This is a genomic window from Rhodococcus maanshanensis NBRC 100610, from assembly GCF_001894865.1.
Lineage (GTDB): Bacteria > Actinomycetota > Actinomycetes > Mycobacteriales > Mycobacteriaceae > Rhodococcus_G > Rhodococcus_G maanshanensis.
On sequence record NZ_BCXA01000035.1, the window covers coordinates 1 to 13,974 of the forward strand.

Annotated in this window: 15 protein-coding genes; 9 read left to right on the forward strand and 6 right to left on the reverse strand. The window is 68.9% G+C overall.

Annotated elements, in window-relative coordinates; genetic code table 11:
* Positions 1 to 92: 92 nt before the first annotated feature.
* From RM1_RS17455 to RM1_RS17475, 5 genes are read left to right on the forward strand one after another with little or no spacing between them, the layout of a single operon-like run.
* Positions 93 to 905 carry an ABC transporter permease gene (locus RM1_RS17455; RefSeq protein WP_083576808.1) on the forward strand — a complete coding sequence of 271 codons (813 nt, stop codon included), beginning with the start codon at positions 93 to 95 and terminating at the stop codon, positions 903 to 905.
* Entirely contained in the window at positions 902 to 2,023 is a 1,122-nt protein-coding gene (locus RM1_RS17460) for a sulfate/molybdate ABC transporter ATP-binding protein (protein WP_083576800.1), read from the forward strand. The genes RM1_RS17455 and RM1_RS17460 overlap by 4 nt, the downstream gene beginning before the upstream one ends.
* 43 nt (positions 2,024 to 2,066) lie before the next feature.
* Complete coding sequence (locus RM1_RS17465; RefSeq protein WP_245816421.1) at positions 2,067 to 3,035, forward strand: ATP-binding cassette domain-containing protein; 969 nt, start codon at positions 2,067 to 2,069, stop codon at positions 3,033 to 3,035.
* A complete protein-coding gene (locus RM1_RS17470; RefSeq protein ID WP_027502136.1) occupies positions 3,032 to 3,793 on the forward strand; it encodes an ABC transporter permease in 762 nt (253 codons plus the stop codon). The genes RM1_RS17465 and RM1_RS17470 overlap by 4 nt, the downstream gene beginning before the upstream one ends.
* Before the next feature lie 32 nt (positions 3,794 to 3,825).
* Positions 3,826 to 4,503, forward strand: a complete 678-nt coding sequence (locus RM1_RS17475; RefSeq protein WP_027502137.1) for an SDR family oxidoreductase — start codon at positions 3,826 to 3,828, stop codon at positions 4,501 to 4,503.
* Between the two features lie 64 nt (positions 4,504 to 4,567).
* On the opposite strand, the gene RM1_RS17480 is transcribed toward RM1_RS17475, so the two are convergent.
* The gene (locus RM1_RS17480) at positions 4,568 to 4,879 is read right to left on the reverse strand and encodes a hypothetical protein (RefSeq protein ID WP_092667850.1); all 312 of its coding nucleotides are present in this window, start codon (positions 4,877 to 4,879) and stop codon (positions 4,568 to 4,570) included.
* A gap of 247 nt (positions 4,880 to 5,126) precedes the next feature.
* The gene (locus RM1_RS17485) at positions 5,127 to 5,747 is read right to left on the reverse strand and encodes a TetR/AcrR family transcriptional regulator (protein ID WP_245816423.1); all 621 of its coding nucleotides are present in this window, start codon (positions 5,745 to 5,747) and stop codon (positions 5,127 to 5,129) included.
* Positions 5,748 to 5,828: 81 nt separating this feature from the next.
* On the opposite strand from RM1_RS17485, the gene RM1_RS17490 reads away from it, so the two are divergent.
* Positions 5,829 to 6,236 (forward strand): RidA family protein, encoded by a 408-nt coding sequence (locus tag RM1_RS17490; protein WP_072753010.1) that lies wholly within the window; start codon positions 5,829 to 5,831, stop codon positions 6,234 to 6,236.
* Between the two features lie 141 nt (positions 6,237 to 6,377).
* Here the strand turns inward: RM1_RS17490 and RM1_RS17495 are convergent, their stop codons facing one another.
* The 4 genes from RM1_RS17495 to RM1_RS17510 form a co-directional block, all read right to left on the reverse strand.
* Positions 6,378 to 6,662, reverse strand: a complete 285-nt coding sequence (locus tag RM1_RS17495) for a hypothetical protein (RefSeq protein ID WP_143069458.1) — start codon at positions 6,660 to 6,662, stop codon at positions 6,378 to 6,380.
* Between the two features lie 266 nt (positions 6,663 to 6,928).
* The gene (locus RM1_RS17500; RefSeq protein WP_072753012.1) at positions 6,929 to 9,292 is read right to left on the reverse strand and encodes an ATP-binding protein; all 2,364 of its coding nucleotides are present in this window, start codon (positions 9,290 to 9,292) and stop codon (positions 6,929 to 6,931) included.
* A 120-nt stretch (positions 9,293 to 9,412) separates the two neighbouring features.
* The gene (locus tag RM1_RS17505) at positions 9,413 to 10,090 is read right to left on the reverse strand and encodes a PaaI family thioesterase (RefSeq protein WP_072753013.1); all 678 of its coding nucleotides are present in this window, start codon (positions 10,088 to 10,090) and stop codon (positions 9,413 to 9,415) included.
* 145 nt (positions 10,091 to 10,235) lie between these two features.
* On the reverse strand, positions 10,236 to 10,997 hold the full coding sequence (locus tag RM1_RS17510) for an IclR family transcriptional regulator (protein WP_072753062.1): 762 nt from the start codon (positions 10,995 to 10,997) through the stop codon (positions 10,236 to 10,238).
* A gap of 69 nt (positions 10,998 to 11,066) precedes the next feature.
* On the opposite strand from RM1_RS17510, the gene RM1_RS17515 reads away from it, so the two are divergent.
* From RM1_RS17515 to dmpG, 3 genes are read left to right on the forward strand one after another with little or no spacing between them, the layout of a single operon-like run.
* Positions 11,067 to 11,891: a 2-keto-4-pentenoate hydratase gene (locus RM1_RS17515; RefSeq protein WP_072753014.1), complete on the forward strand. Its 825-nt coding sequence runs from the start codon at positions 11,067 to 11,069 to the stop codon at positions 11,889 to 11,891.
* Entirely contained in the window at positions 11,888 to 12,832 is a 945-nt protein-coding gene (locus tag RM1_RS17520) for an acetaldehyde dehydrogenase (acetylating) (RefSeq protein ID WP_072753015.1), read from the forward strand. The genes RM1_RS17515 and RM1_RS17520 overlap by 4 nt, the downstream gene beginning before the upstream one ends.
* A complete protein-coding gene (dmpG, locus tag RM1_RS17525; protein WP_072753016.1) occupies positions 12,829 to 13,857 on the forward strand; it encodes a 4-hydroxy-2-oxovalerate aldolase in 1,029 nt (342 codons plus the stop codon). The genes RM1_RS17520 and dmpG overlap by 4 nt, the downstream gene beginning before the upstream one ends.
* Positions 13,858 to 13,974 lie beyond the last annotated feature (117 nt).

Here is a 13,974-nt window from a genome sequence, read left to right on the forward strand (position 1 = left end):
TTCGTCGAACTCGTCACCGGCCCCACCGGCCGTCAGGTGCTCGCCGGGGCGGGATTCGCCGCACCGTGACCCCCATCGGGGTGCTCCGCACCGTGACCCGCTCCCGGGGACCAGGGGGCGAGGTCGCCGTTGGACTGCCCCGATGGGTGTACCTCCCGGCCCTGCTGGGCGCCTGCTTCGTGATCCTGCCGCTGGTGGCGATGCTGCTGGAGATCGACTGGGCCCATTTCGTGCCGCTTGTCACCTCCGAATCATCAAGGGCCGCACTGATGCTGAGCCTGCGGACCGCCACAGCGAGTACGGTGCTGTGCGTGCTCATCGGGGTCCCGATGGCGCTCGTCCTGGCCCGCAGCAGCTTCCCCGGCCAGTCGGTGCTGCGGTCGCTGGTGTTGCTTCCGCTCGTGCTGCCGCCCGTCGTCGGCGGCATCGCGCTGCTATACACCTTCGGCAGGCAGGGCCTGCTGGGGCATCAGCTCGAGGCGTTCGGGATCCGGATCGCGTTCACCACCACCGCGGTGGTCCTGGCGCAGACCTTCGTCGCGCTGCCGTTCCTCGTCGTCAGCCTCGAGGGCGCGCTGCGCACGGCTGGCAGGCGCTACGAGACCGTGGCCGCCACCCTCGGCGCCCGGCCGACCACCGTGCTGCGCCGGGTCACCCTCCCGCTCGTGCTGCCCGGCCTGATCTCCGGCGCCGTGCTGGCCTTCGCGCGCTCGCTCGGCGAGTTCGGCGCCACCCTCACCTTCGCGGGCTCGCTGCAGGGTGTCACCCGGACCCTGCCCCTGGAGATCTACCTGCAGCGCGAGACCGATCCGGAGGCCGCGGTTGCGCTGTCGCTGCTGCTCGTCCTTGTCGCGGCGCTGATCGTCATCGGCACCAGCAGGCGCCGGTCCGGCGGCGTGCTGTGAGCCGGGCAGGCGCGACCACGGCGCGGGTCGCCGGACACGGCGGGCTCCGGGTCCATGCCCGCCTCGACCATCGCGGCGTCGACCTCGACCTGGAGCTGGACGGCGGGCACGTGCTCGCCGTCCTCGGCCCGAACGGGGCAGGCAAGTCGACTCTGCTCTCACTGATCGCGGGGCTCGTCCGGCCCGACCGGGGCCGCGTCGAGCTCGACGGACGGGTGCTCACCCACACGGCGTCGGGGACGTTCGTGCCCGCACACGCGCGCGGCGTTGCGATGCTCTCGCAGCAGGCGTTGCTGTTCCCGCACCTGAGCGTCGCCGAAAACGTCGCGTTCGCGCCGCGCAGCCGGGGCGAAACCCGTTCCGCGGCACGCGGGATCGCCGACCGCTGGTTGCGCGAGGTGGAGGCCGAACCGCTCGCGGGCAGGCGGCCGTCGCAGCTGTCCGGGGGCCAGGCCCAGCGCGTCGCGATCGCCCGCGCCCTCGCCGCCGACCCGCAGCTGCTGCTGCTGGACGAACCGATGGCGGCCCTCGATGTCGGCTCGGCTCCTGCTGTGCGTCGACTGCTGCGCCGGATCCTGCGGGAGGAAGGGCGCACCGCCGTGCTCGTCACCCACGACCTGCTCGACGCCCTCGCGCTCGCCGACCACGTGATCGTCCTCGAGTCCGGGCGGATCGTCGAACGGGGGAGCGTGCGCGACGTGCTGACCTCGCCGCGCAGCGCCTTCGCCGCCCGGATGGCTGGGGTGAATCTGGTATCCGGGACCATCGAGGAGCCGGGACTTCTCCGGACCTCTTGGGGCACAACACTGTTCGGGATCGGCGAGGCCGCGGTGGGTTCCGACGCCGTCGCCCTGTTCCGGCCGGGTGCGGTCGCCGTACACCTCGAGCCGCCGCCGCACGCCAGCCCCCGCAACGTGATCGCGGTGACCATCGCGGAGCTGGACGTGCACGGGGCCACCGTCCGGGTCAGGGGAGCGGACCACCCCGACGGCAGCACCGGCCCCGCCGCCGACGTCACGGCGGCCGCGGTCGCCGACCTCGACCTCACCCCGGGACAACACGTCTACTTCGTGGTCAAGACCCAGGAACTGGAGCTGCATCCCGCACTGGCGGGCTGAATATCGGTCGCCGGATGTCGGTGGGTCTGCTTATCGTGGGCCCATGAGCATCCCAGCCATGATCAGCGTCACGGGGCTCGCGCGCACGTTCTCGACCAAGACCGGACCAGTCGAGGCGGTCAAGGGCATCGACTTCCAGGTGTACGAGGGCGAGATCCTCGGACTGCTCGGTCCCAACGGTGCGGGCAAGACGACCACACTGCGCATGATCAGCACCCTCATCAACCCGACCGCCGGCGAGGCCACGGTGTCCGGCGCGGACCTGCGCCGGGACCCCCGCGGGGTCCGTTCCCGGATCGGATACGTCGCGCAGGGCGGGTCCACCAACGAAGAGGAGCTGGTCCTCGACGAACTGATCCTGCAGGCCAGGCTGTTCGGGCTGAGCAAGGCGACCGCGGTCGCGAACGCCGAGGCGCTGCTCGCCGCGCTCGACCTGGACGGCCTCGGCGGCCGAAAGTGCAAGCAGCTCTCGGGCGGTCAACGCCGACGGGTGGACATCGCGCTCGGACTCGTGCACCAGCCGAACCTCATCTACCTCGACGAGCCGACCACCGGCCTGGACCCGCAGAGCCGCGCCAACCTGTGGGACCACATCCGCTCGCTGCGCGACCGCGGCACCACCATCGTGCTCACCACGCACTACCTCGACGAGGCAGACGCCCTCTGCGACCGCATCCTGGTGATGGACCACGGGGAGATCGTCGCGGAGGGAACCCCGGACGAGCTCAAGCGGCGCATCTCGGGCGACGTGATCAGCCTCGAGATCGCCCCCGAGCTGACGGCGCGCGCGATCGCGGTGGCCGACGACGCCCTCGACCTGCGCTCGCAGCTGACCGAGGGCCATCACATCCACCTGACCGTCGAGCACGGCGACGCGGCGGTCATCCCACTGTTGCACGCGCTGCAGGGGGCAGGCATCGTGCCCGGCTCGCTCACCGTCAAGCGACCCAGCCTCGATGACGTGTTCCTGACCGTGACCGGGCGATCCCTTCGGGACGGAGACCAATCATGACCTTCTTCAACGAGACCGGATTGATCTTCTGGGCGCACCTGCGCGCGAACCTGCGCAACCCGCTGTGGGTCCTGATCGGGCTGACCCAGCCGATCCTCTACCTGGTGCTGTTCGGTCCGCTGCTCGAGGGCGTCGCGGGCCCGATGGGCGCGGGCACCGACCCCTGGCTGCTGTTCACGCCAGGACTGATCATGCAGATCGGACTGTTCGGCTCGATGTTCGCGGGCTTCGCGATGGTCTATGAGCTGCGCGCCGGGATCATCGAACGCCAGCGGGTCACCCCGGCCAGCCGCGGGGCCCTGCTGCTCGGCCGGGTGCTCAAGGACATGGTGGTGCTCATGGTCCAGGCCACCATCCTGACCCTGGTGGCGGTGGTGCTCTTCGACCTGCGGCCCAACCCGCTCGGCTTCGTGCTGACGCTGATCCTGGTCGCCATCATCGCGGCCGGGATGTCGTCCGCCTCGTATGCGCTCGCCCTCGCGACGCGCTCCGAGGATTCGCTGGCCTCCGTGCTGAACATGGTTTCGGTTCCGCTGCTGCTGCTTTCAGGAATCCTGCTGCCGATGACCCTCGGCCCAGGGTGGCTGCAGACCCTGGCGCGGCTCAACCCGCTCTCGCACACCGTCGACGCCGCTCGCGCCCTGTTCCGCGGCGATTTCGGGTCCTCCGACGTTTACATCGGCACCCTCGTCACCGTCAGCCTCGCGCTGGTGCTGGGCCTGATCGGGGCCCGCACCTTCGCAAAGGAGAACGCCTAGGGCGCCCCGACCGTTCGGCTAGCCTCGACTCCATGCGTCCGACTGCACTGATCACCGGGGCGAGCCGCGGCCTCGGCGCCGCCATCGCCCGCGAGCTCGCCCCCACTCACGACCTGTTGCTCGGCGCGCGCCGACCCGAGTCGCTGGAGCCGATGCTCGCGGAGCTGCCCGGTGCCGTCGGTCTGCCTGCGGATCTCACGGACCACGGCGCGGTCGCCGCCGCGGTCGCGGGAATCGAGAGTCTCGACGTCCTCGTGCACAACGCGGGCGTGGCCGAGCTCGGCCCGATCGCCGAGACCCCCGCCGAGGCGTGGCGCCGCTCGTTCGAGTCGAACGTGGTGGCCGTCGCGGAGCTGACCCGACTGCTGCTGCCCGCACTGCGCGCGGCGAACGGACATGTGGTGCTGATCAATTCGGGCGCCGGCCTCCGCGCCAACGCCGGCTGGGGCGCCTACGCCGCCAGTAAGTTCGCCCTGCGCGCGTTCGGCGATGCGCTGCGGCTGGAGGAGCCCGCCCTGCGGGTGACCTCGATCCACCCGGGCCGGATCGACACCGACATGCAGCGCGACATCATCGGGACCGAGGGCGGCGCCTACGACCCGGACGAGTTCCTCAAGGCCAGCAGCGTCGCGGGCGCGGTACGGGGCGCGATCGAGACGCCGCGCGACGCACACCCGACCGAGATCATTCTGCGCCCGATCGCGCGGTGATCCTGGGTTCCAACGTCATTCGCCGGTCAGCGGTCGGATTTCGCGTAGCGGCGGAACGGCGCAGCTACAGGCAGAACACCAGCGGCGCGCCGCAACCCGGGGTCGGCTGCGGCCGCGGCACGATCGCCCGGTCGTGCAATCCCCTCGGCGGCACGACCGCCCGATCCGGCACAACGGTCTGCAGGCGCTCGGGGGCGAACGCCGTTCCGCGGTGCTTCGGAGGGGTCCAACAGTCGGTACCGGGGGCCGGTCCCGTCATACACGGAGGCGGCAGCTCGTCGGCCTGGGCGGCCACGCCGCCGCCGACCGCGACGATCGCGACTGCGCCGAACACGAGCAACAGTGACCGCGCGGGGGAGCGGAGGGACATGTACATCGGGAACTCCTGGTGAGTTGCGTGGGCTGGTGCGGAATCTCGATTCGCCGCTATGCCGTGGACACCCTCAACAGTGGCGGAGCGCCGACCACCGATCCATCCCCACAAGGGTGGAAGCACCTCACTCAGCGCACGCCCGGGGGCTCCTGTGTGTGCTGTCAAGCGGTAGAACGTTCGAACACCGGACCGTTGATCTTGGCGTGGGTCGACGAGGGAAGCGTCGACCCACGCCAACTCTGCACCACCGTTAAACATCACTAACGCCAAGGGGATACGCCCCCCATCCACCCACTACAGAACGCTCGCACTGCGCGGGCTCATCGCCAGCACGGATCAGCAGAGCGGTCAACATGGTTGCGCCGTAGTCGAGAACCTCCCGGACAAGGGGCCCGGTCGCAACGAGTGAGGTCAGCCCGTGGCCGATGATCCAGCATTGGGTGGCAAGTTCGGGCGCAACAACTGCGTCGGATAGCCGCCCGGCGAGCTTTGCTCGTTCGACAGCGCGCACGAGGTAGCTCAGGGTTTCATCTGCGGCCAGAGGATCTGCGAGTTCGATGGTGTCGTCGAACATGACGCGATAGAGGTCAGGATTTGCCAACGCATTGGATACGTATGCGGAACCGAGAGCAACCAAGTCCCGGATGGGATCGTCGGAGACTGGGGTGTTTTCGAGAATCGCCGCCAGCCGGGTGAATCCTTCCTGCCGCACGGCCATCCACAGGCCGTCCATGCTGCCAAAGTAGGTATAGACGGCCATCGTGGAGACGCCGGTCCCCGCAACGAGCGAACGAATCGTGATCGGCTCCCTGGCACGGATCATCCGGGCCGCTCGCTCCACTAACAGTTCCCGAACCGCGGGATCCTTCACTCTAACCACGATGAAACGATACATAACGCTGCTATGTTTTCTCGTGACTGATCGCCCATCCAGACAGAGATGAGAGCTGAAATGCCAGTGACCTTGATCAACCCTGAAGGACTGCCGAAGCCCGATGTCTACCGGCAACTGTCGATCTCGACGGGCTCGAAGATCGTCTTCCTCGCAGGACAGGTCGCTCGCGATGCAGACGGAAGGCCGGTCGGTGAGGGCGACTTCGCCGCACAGGTCGAACAGACATACCTCAACATCGGGACAGCTCTCAACGAGATCGGCGGATCATTCGATGACGTCGCGAAGCTGACCATCTACGTTGTCGACTGGACCCCGGACAAGATGGCACTCCTCGGTGAGGGCGTGACCCGAGCGGCCGAGAAGATGGGCGTCGATCCGGTCAAGCCGATCACACTATTGGGAGTCGCGTCCCTGGGAGAACCGGATCTCATGGTCGAAGTCGAAGCGACAGCGGTACTTCCCTAGCTTGCCGACTCGATTGCATCTACGGCGGGGGCGGTGTGGGTGGACTTGAGCGGGTCGATAGCGTGCGCCTTCGACGCCGCTCGCAATACAAGTCGGAAGTCGGTCAGCCCTGAGACACGAAGGCTCCCAACTCTTACCTGATCACAGACGCAAGTCGCCGGGCAGGACAGCCGCGGTGTCCGGGGTCAGGTCCAACTGCAGCGCGCCCGTTCTCGGATCGAGGTGCCGAGGCGCCGGACCGTCGGGCGCGACGGTGTCGATTCCGGCGCCGCCAACGGGCGCCGACACCTCATGGGTGGCCACCCGACCCGCCCACAGCACAACCACACCGAGCAGGGCGAGCAGGAACAGGAGCTGGGCGATCCCACCGATGACGCCGCGACGGGGATCCCGCGGCTCGAGGTTGTGGGCTGCTGGGTTGTCCACGACGATCACGCTCTTTCGGGGTCGGCGAACCACCCCGGGATCTCGGAGCGGAAGAGGTTGCGCCGGCGAAATTTTCGCAGAATCGCCGCTGCGCCACCGACTACAAGTCTCGTTCGCCGATGCGCGGATGCCCATCACCACCAGCGGTGAAATCGGCCATCCCTCTCGTCGCGGTCCCGGCCGGGACGACGGTCAGGCCGGATCGGAGACCGTGCCCCAACGCACGCCATACGGTCCGGCGATCATCCGCTGCCGCAGCAACCGCTTCACGGACTCGATTGGTTCTCGGCGACCCAGGCCGCGACCTGTGTCCGCGAGGTGAACCCGAGTTTGGACAAGATGTGCTCGACGTGGCCCTGGGCGGTGCGGGGTGAGATCACAAGCGTCGAGGCGATCACCTTGTTCGAATGGCCCGCGGCGATCAGGTGTGCGACCTCGGTTTCGCGTGGGGTCAACACGGAGGCGACCGGTGTCGCCCGGGGCTTGTCGGTGTCGCTGTCCCCGAGCGCGTACGACACGGACTCGTCGACGCTCATGGCGCCACCGGCGCGAAATGCCTCACCGTAGGCGCGGTCCCCGAGTGCGGCGCGGGTGAGTTGCTCGCATTCGTCGTGATTGCCCTGCAGGAAGGTGAGGGTCACCGACTCGCTTCCCACCTTGCGTGCGAGCATGTCTGCGGCCCCCATCAGGACGGCGGCACGTGTCGACTCTCCCCTGTGAATTGCGTTCCAGGCCAAGGACTCCAGACACCATCCTGTCGTGGCGGGGTCGTTGATCTTCCGGCTCAGCCGTAGCGCCTGTTCGGTCAGCGGCCTCGCCCGTTCGATGTCTCCCGCCTGTATCGCGGCCTGTCCGAGGGCCCACGACGAGTGCGCGCGGAAGAAGGACTCCTCTCGCGGAGTGGTGATCGCAAGTATCCGCTCATGGCAGGCGACGGCGGTTTCCTCGTCCCCCTGCAGTCCGCTCGCAGCTGCCAGGCCGAGGAGTCCGCCCAGCTGCCGAGTGATCTCGAACCCGGCCCGCCTCGGGGCAGGCCCGAATTCGTCCCGTACGCGCGCGCTGGCGAGGGCGGCCTGGAACGGTTCGACCGCACCGGCGAGGTCGCCGCTGAACACCCCGAGATAACCGCGCGCGTAGTTCGCGGTCTCGAGTGACTCCGGATCGCCCAATTGTTCTGCGAGCTCCCGGCATTGCGCCACCCTTGCCGCGGCCTCGTCGGGTTTGCCCTGCATGCCCGCCAACACTGTGTCGTCGTACAGCGAGTTCAGGCGTTCGCCTGGCTGCGCGGTGACGGCACTGGTCAGGGAGCGTTCCATCCAATGCCTGGCCTCCGCCAACTGGCCCCTGCACAACCAGAACGCAACGAAGATGGAATTGGTGAGAACGGCATTGATGTCCGGGTCGGTATCGATGATCGGAGCGGTCAGGCTGAACGCCAGCGCCTCGCGCAGGTTCGGCTGTTCCCGATCAAGCCGGGCGATCCAGTGCCCCTGTTTGGGGCCGATCCACTGGGACTCGGCCCGCAGCACCAGCCGTTGGTACCAATCGAGGTGATGCCGCCGAGCACTGGTGTAGTCGCCGGATTCACGCAGCTTCTCCCGGCCGTAGTCGCGGATCGTCTCGGCCATGCCGAGGCGCACAACCTCCCCGATCTGTTCGCGGATCAGGATCGACTTGTCCACGAGCGAGGTCACCACGTCCATCAAGTCGTCGGCAACCAACTCCTCGGGGCAGATGCCCTCGGCCGCATCCAACTCGAAACCACCCACGAACACCGACAGCCACGCCCACAGCTCCTGCTCCCGGGCCTCACACAGCTCGTAGCTCCAGTCCACGCACGACCGCAACGTCTGCTGCCGGGTCGGCGCGACCCGCGACCCGCGGGTCAGCAACTGATACCGGTCGGTCAACCGCTGCAGGATCTGCTCGGCGGACATCGCCCGGATCCGCACCGCCGCCAGCTCGATCGCCAACGGGAGCCCGTCCAGCCTGGCGCAGATTCCCACCACCGCAGCGCAATTGCCCTCGGTGAGCGCGAAGTCGGGCAGAGCCGCGGCAGCCCGTTCGACGAACAGCGCCACCGACTCGTACCGGGGCATCGCCTCGAGCGGCGGGCTCTGCTGGGGGTCCGGCACCGTCAACGGCGGCACCCGCATCACCCGCTCCGCATCCACCCCGAGGACCTCCCGGCTCGTGGCCAGGATCCGCAGCTCCGGACACGCCCGCAACAGCGTCTGCGCCAACCCCGCGACCGCACCCAGCAGGTGCTCGCAGTTGTCCAGGACCAACAACGCCTGCCTGGTGCAGAGATGATCGACCAGCACTCCGGACACCGACCGTCCCGGCTGATCCGGCAGCCCGAGCGTCGCGGCGACGGTCTCCGCCAGCAACGCAGAATCGTGCAGTTCGCCGAGCGCGACAAACCACACGCCGTCGGCGAAGACCCGCTGCGAATCCGTGGCGACCCGCAATGCCAGCCGGGTCTTGCCGACCCCACCGATCCCGGCCAATGTCACCAACCGCGAACTCGCCAGCAACCGTCTCGCCTGGGTCACCTCATGGCGCCGACCGACGAAGCTCGTCAGTTCCAGCGGCAGGTTGCCTGGCCTGTCCTTCACCGAGGTCGTCATTACACGCCCCCTGTTCGCCGGGTTTGGTGGGATTTACGCTACCCCGAGGAGGTCAGGACGGTATCCAAGGCGGCGACCGTGCTGCGCACTCGTGACGATCATCGGGTAGCGGATGAACCCTCAGACCGGATCGGAGACCGTGGCGCTGTCCTTGCCCCGAGCCCAGCGCGGCAGGATGAAGACCCCCTCCGCCTCGACGCAGACGCCGTCCGGCCCGGCGAGATGCCCGGTGACGATGGTCTTGACGCCCTCGAGGCGATCGATGCGCGCCTCGGCGTGCAGCGCGCCGAGCGGGGTGGGGCGGCGGTAGCGCAGGGTCAGCGTCCCGGTCATGCCGGGAGCCCCGCCCGCCTCGGCCGCCGCACCGAGAACCTGATCGAGCACCAGCGCGGACACACCACCGTGGGTCAGTCCGGCGGGTCCCTCGTAGGCCGCACCGAGGTGGAAGTCGGCCCAGGCGCGACCGTCCGGTTCGCACTCGACGACCAACGGCGGCGCGACCGCGTTGCGGAGCCCGGCCGCGGCATTGCCCCAGGCCCGCTTCTGGCCCGAGGCGCCCCAACGCACGCCATACGGTCCCGGGATCGCCCGCTGCCGCAGCAACCGCTTCGCGGACTCGATGTGCTCCTGCGCCGCACGCACCTCCGGGTCGTCGACCTCGGTCAGCAGCGCGATCTCGATCAGCTCCCTGACGCTGTCGGTCAGCGGCCCGTACAGGTCCGCCTGCCGGGCGATCTCGTCGTCGGACAGGCCGTCCGCTACGTAGAACTGCTGTTGATGAGCGATCGAGTCAGTCACAGTGCCTCACTAGTGCGGGAAGTCGACACCGGGCACGAGGGCAACGGTCCTGGTGCACGGAGCGTCATGCATGCGATGTGCACTCTACATACGGTGCCCGGCCGACCCCGCGCCGCGCTGCGACGGCGGACGGTCCCGGTTCCCCCTACCGGAGCCGCTCGCGGCGCGCCAAGGTACTCCCAAGCCCTGCGGCCGCCGCACGCACGGCCCCGACCTGACCCTCCGGCCGGAACCGTCCGGTCGGCCCGGTGACGCTGATGGCCGCGAGGGGCTCCTCGCCCTGGCCGAGCACCGGCGCGGCCACACAGGTGAGACCGAGCGCGGATTCCTCGTGTTCGAAGGCCACGCCGGTCTCCACGATCCGCGTCAGCTGGCGACGCAGCAGTCCGGGAGCGACCACCGTGTGCGCGGTGCGCCGGGTCATCGGCGACGCGAGCACCTCCTGCTGGATCTCCGGACTTGCATGCGCCAGCAGGGCCTTACCGATCGCGGTGCAGTGCAATGGATTTCGTCCGCCGGTTCGGGAAGGGGACTTCGCCTGACGGTGGCCGCCGATCTTCGCGATGTACACGACGTCGTGGCCCTCCCGCACGCCGAGGTGCACGGTCTCGTGGGTCCGCTCGTACAGGTCCTGCAGAAACGGCATCGCGACTTCGAGCAGGCTGCGCTCGAGCGATGCCCGCATCCCTAGCTCGAAGAGACCGCCGCTGAGCCGGTAACCGCCCTCGACGCGGTCGAGCAGCCGGTTCGCGACGAGTTCCCCCGCGAGGCGGTGCACGGTCGCCTTGTGCAGCCCCGTCCGCCGGACCAGGTCGGCGAGGGTGAGCACCTGGTCTTCCGCCCGGAAGGCACGCAGGATCGTCACCGCCTTGCCGAGCACGGTGTCGAGGTTCGCGGCGGCCGTCATCATTCGAGCGTATCGCTGAGTGAGACGAAGGGCTGGTTCGGCCGCACGGATCCCGTAACAGTAGGGGCCATGAGCCAGCCCACGAACTCCATCGCGGCGAGCGAGTCCCACATCGCCGCCGCCGCGGACCGCCTTGCGGCCGCCGCCGCGGCCGGTGCGCCCTGCGCGCCGGTGCGGGAGCTGATCGGCGCCGACGACCTCGCCGCCGCCTACGCAGTCCAGCAGCGCGTCAACGACCTCCGGCAGCAGGCCGGCGCCAAGATCGTGGGCCGCAAGATCGGCCTGACCTCGGTCGCGGTCCAGCAGCAGCTCGGCGTCGACCAGCCCGACCTCGGCGTCCTGTTCGACAACATGGCGTACGCCGACGGCGCCGACATCCCGATGAGCCTGCTGATCCAGCCGAAGATCGAGGGCGAGGTCGGCTTCGTGCTCGGCGCCGACCTGGCCGAGGGCCCGCTGGATGCGGCCCAGGTCCGCGGCGCGATCGAGTACGCGGTCGCCGCACTCGAGGTCTGCGACAGCCGCATCGAGAACTGGGACATCCGCTTCGGCGACACCGTCGCCGACAACGCGTCCTCCGGCGTGTACGTCCTCGGGACCGAGCGCCGCACCCTCGACGAGGTCGCACCGGTCGACGTCGTCATGTCGATGGCCGTCGACGGCCAGGAGGTCTCCTCCGGCAACGGCGCCGCCTGCCTCGGCGACCCGATCGAGGCCGTGGTGTGGCTCGCCCGCGCGGCGCGCGACCTCGGCCAGCCGCTGCTCGCCGGTCAGGTCATCCTGTCCGGTGCCCTCGGCCCGATGGCGACCGTCGCCGCCGGCAACACCGTCACCGTCACCGTGTCCGGTCTCGGCACCGTGACCGCCCGTTTCGTGGGAGAGAAGGAAGCATGAGCAAAGTCAAGGTCGCGATCATCGGATCGGGCAACATCGGCACCGATCTGATGATCAAGGTGCTCAACCATTCGGAGTACCTGGAAATGGGCGCGATGGTCGGTATCGACCCTGCCTCCGACGGTCTGGCACGGGCCGCGAAGCTCGGCGTGCCAATCACCGCGGAGGGCGTCGAGGGCCTCGTCGCCCTGCCGAACTTCGACGAGATCGAGATCGTCTTCGACGCGACGTCGGCGAAGGCGCACGTCTCGAACGACGCGCGCCTGCGCCCGCTCGGCAAGCGCATGATCGACCTCACCCCCGCCGCCATCGGGCCCTACGTGATCCCCGCGGTCAACGGCGACGACCACCTCGACGCCCCGAACGTGAACATGGTGACGTGTGGTGGCCAGGCCACCATCCCGATGGTCGCGGCCGTCTCCCGGGTTGTCCCGGTGGCCTACGCCGAGATCGTCGCGTCGATCGCGTCGAAGTCGGCCGGTCCCGGTACCCGCGCCAACATCGACGAGTTCACCGAGACCACGTCCGCCGCGATCGTGTCGGTCGGCGGAGCCAAGCGCGGCAAGGCCATCATCATCCTGAACCCCGCCGAGCCGCCGCTGATCATGCGCGACACGGTGTTCTGCCTCGTCGACGCCCCGGACCCGGCGACGCACGACGAGATCCGCCAGTCCGTCGAGAAGATGGTCGGCGACGTCTCGGCCTACGTCCCCGGATACCGCCTCAAGCAGCAGGTCCAGATCACCGAGATCCCCGCCGACCAGCCGGTCGAGACGCTGGTCGTCGACGGCAACCGCCCGACCCACCAGGTGTCGATCTTCCTCGAGGTCGAGGGCGCCGGACACTACCTGCCCGCTTACGCCGGCAACCTCGACATCATGACCTCCGCCGGACAGCAGATCGCGGAGCGGATCGCACAGAAGAAGGAAGCCACCCGATGAGCAACCCCACCATCTTCGTCCAGGACGTCACCCTCCGGGACGGCATGCACGCGGTGCGCCACCGGATCTCGCCGGAGGACGTCAAGCGCATCGTGACCGCCCTCGACGCCGCGGGCGTCGACGCCATCGAGGTCGCCCACGGCGACGGTCTTGCAGGCGGGTCGGTGAACTACGGTCCCGGCTCGAACACCGACTGGGAGTGGATCGAGGCCGCGGCGGACTCCATCAAGAACGCTCGGCTGACCACGCTGCTGCTGCCCGGCGTCGGCACCATCGAGGAGCTCAAGCACGCCTACAAGCTGGGTGTGCGGTCGGTGCGCATCGCGACGCACTGCACCGAGGCAGACGTCTCCGCGCAGCACATCGAGACCGCCCGCGAGATCGGCATGGACGTCTCGGGCTTCCTGATGATGAGCCACATGGCGCCCGCGGAGGAGCTCGCAAAGCAGGCCAAGCTGATGGAATCGTATGGCGCGCACTGCGTCTACGTCACCGACTCGGGCGGACGCCTGACCATGGGCGGGGTCCGCGACCGGGTCCGCGCCTACAAGGAGGTCCTCAACGAGGGCACCGAAATCGGCATCCACGCCCACGAGAACCTCTCGCTGTCGGTGGCGAACAGCGTCGTCGCGGTCGAGGAGGGCGTCTACCGTGTGGACGCGTCCCTCGCCGGGCACGGCGCGGGCGCGGGCAACTGCCCGATCGAGCCGTTCATCGCGGTCGCCGACCTGTACGAGTGGAAGCACGGCTGCGACGTGTTCGCCCTGCAGGACGCAGCCGACGACATCGTCCGTCCGCTGCAGGACCGGCCGGTCCGCGTCGACCGTGAGACCCTGACCCTCGGCTACGCGGGTGTGTACTCGAGCTTCCTGCGACACGCCGAGATCCAGGCCGAGCGGTACGGGGTCGACGTGCGCACCCTGCTGCTCGAGGCGGGCAAGCGCAAGCTGGTCGGCGGCCAGGAGGACATGCTGATCGACATCGCACTGAACATCGTCGCCGAGCGTGAGGGCGCGAGCGCCTGAGCCAGGCACTCTCTCGGGCGCTGTGACCGTTTCGGTCACAGCGCCCGAGTTGTTTTCGGAGCATCCCCTCGAGCGCAACAGCACCTGAAACCAAAAACGCAGCGCCGAGGCGTCTTT

Bases quoted from the DNA above. Each gene is read 5' to 3' on its own strand.
- RM1_RS17470 (WP_027502136.1), top strand. From the start codon at position 3,032: ATGACCTTCTTCAACGAGACCGGATTGATCTTCTGGGCGCACCTGCGC.
- RM1_RS17465 (WP_245816421.1), top strand. From the start codon at position 2,067: ATGAGCATCCCAGCCATGATCAGCGTCACGGGGCTCGCGCGCACGTTC.
- RM1_RS17510 (WP_072753062.1), bottom strand. From the start codon at position 10,997: ATGACGGCCGCCGCGAACCTCGACACCGTGCTCGGCAAGGCGGTGACG.
- RM1_RS17520 (WP_072753015.1), top strand. From the start codon at position 11,888: ATGAGCAAAGTCAAGGTCGCGATCATCGGATCGGGCAACATCGGCACC.
- RM1_RS17480 (WP_092667850.1), bottom strand. From the start codon at position 4,879: ATGTACATGTCCCTCCGCTCCCCCGCGCGGTCACTGTTGCTCGTGTTC.
- RM1_RS17515 (WP_072753014.1), top strand. From the start codon at position 11,067: ATGAGCCAGCCCACGAACTCCATCGCGGCGAGCGAGTCCCACATCGCC.
- RM1_RS17475 (WP_027502137.1), top strand. From the start codon at position 3,826: ATGCGTCCGACTGCACTGATCACCGGGGCGAGCCGCGGCCTCGGCGCC.
- dmpG (WP_072753016.1), top strand. From the start codon at position 12,829: ATGAGCAACCCCACCATCTTCGTCCAGGACGTCACCCTCCGGGACGGC.
- RM1_RS17490 (WP_072753010.1), top strand. From the start codon at position 5,829: ATGCCAGTGACCTTGATCAACCCTGAAGGACTGCCGAAGCCCGATGTC.
- RM1_RS17500 (WP_072753012.1), bottom strand. From the start codon at position 9,292: ATGACGACCTCGGTGAAGGACAGGCCAGGCAACCTGCCGCTGGAACTG.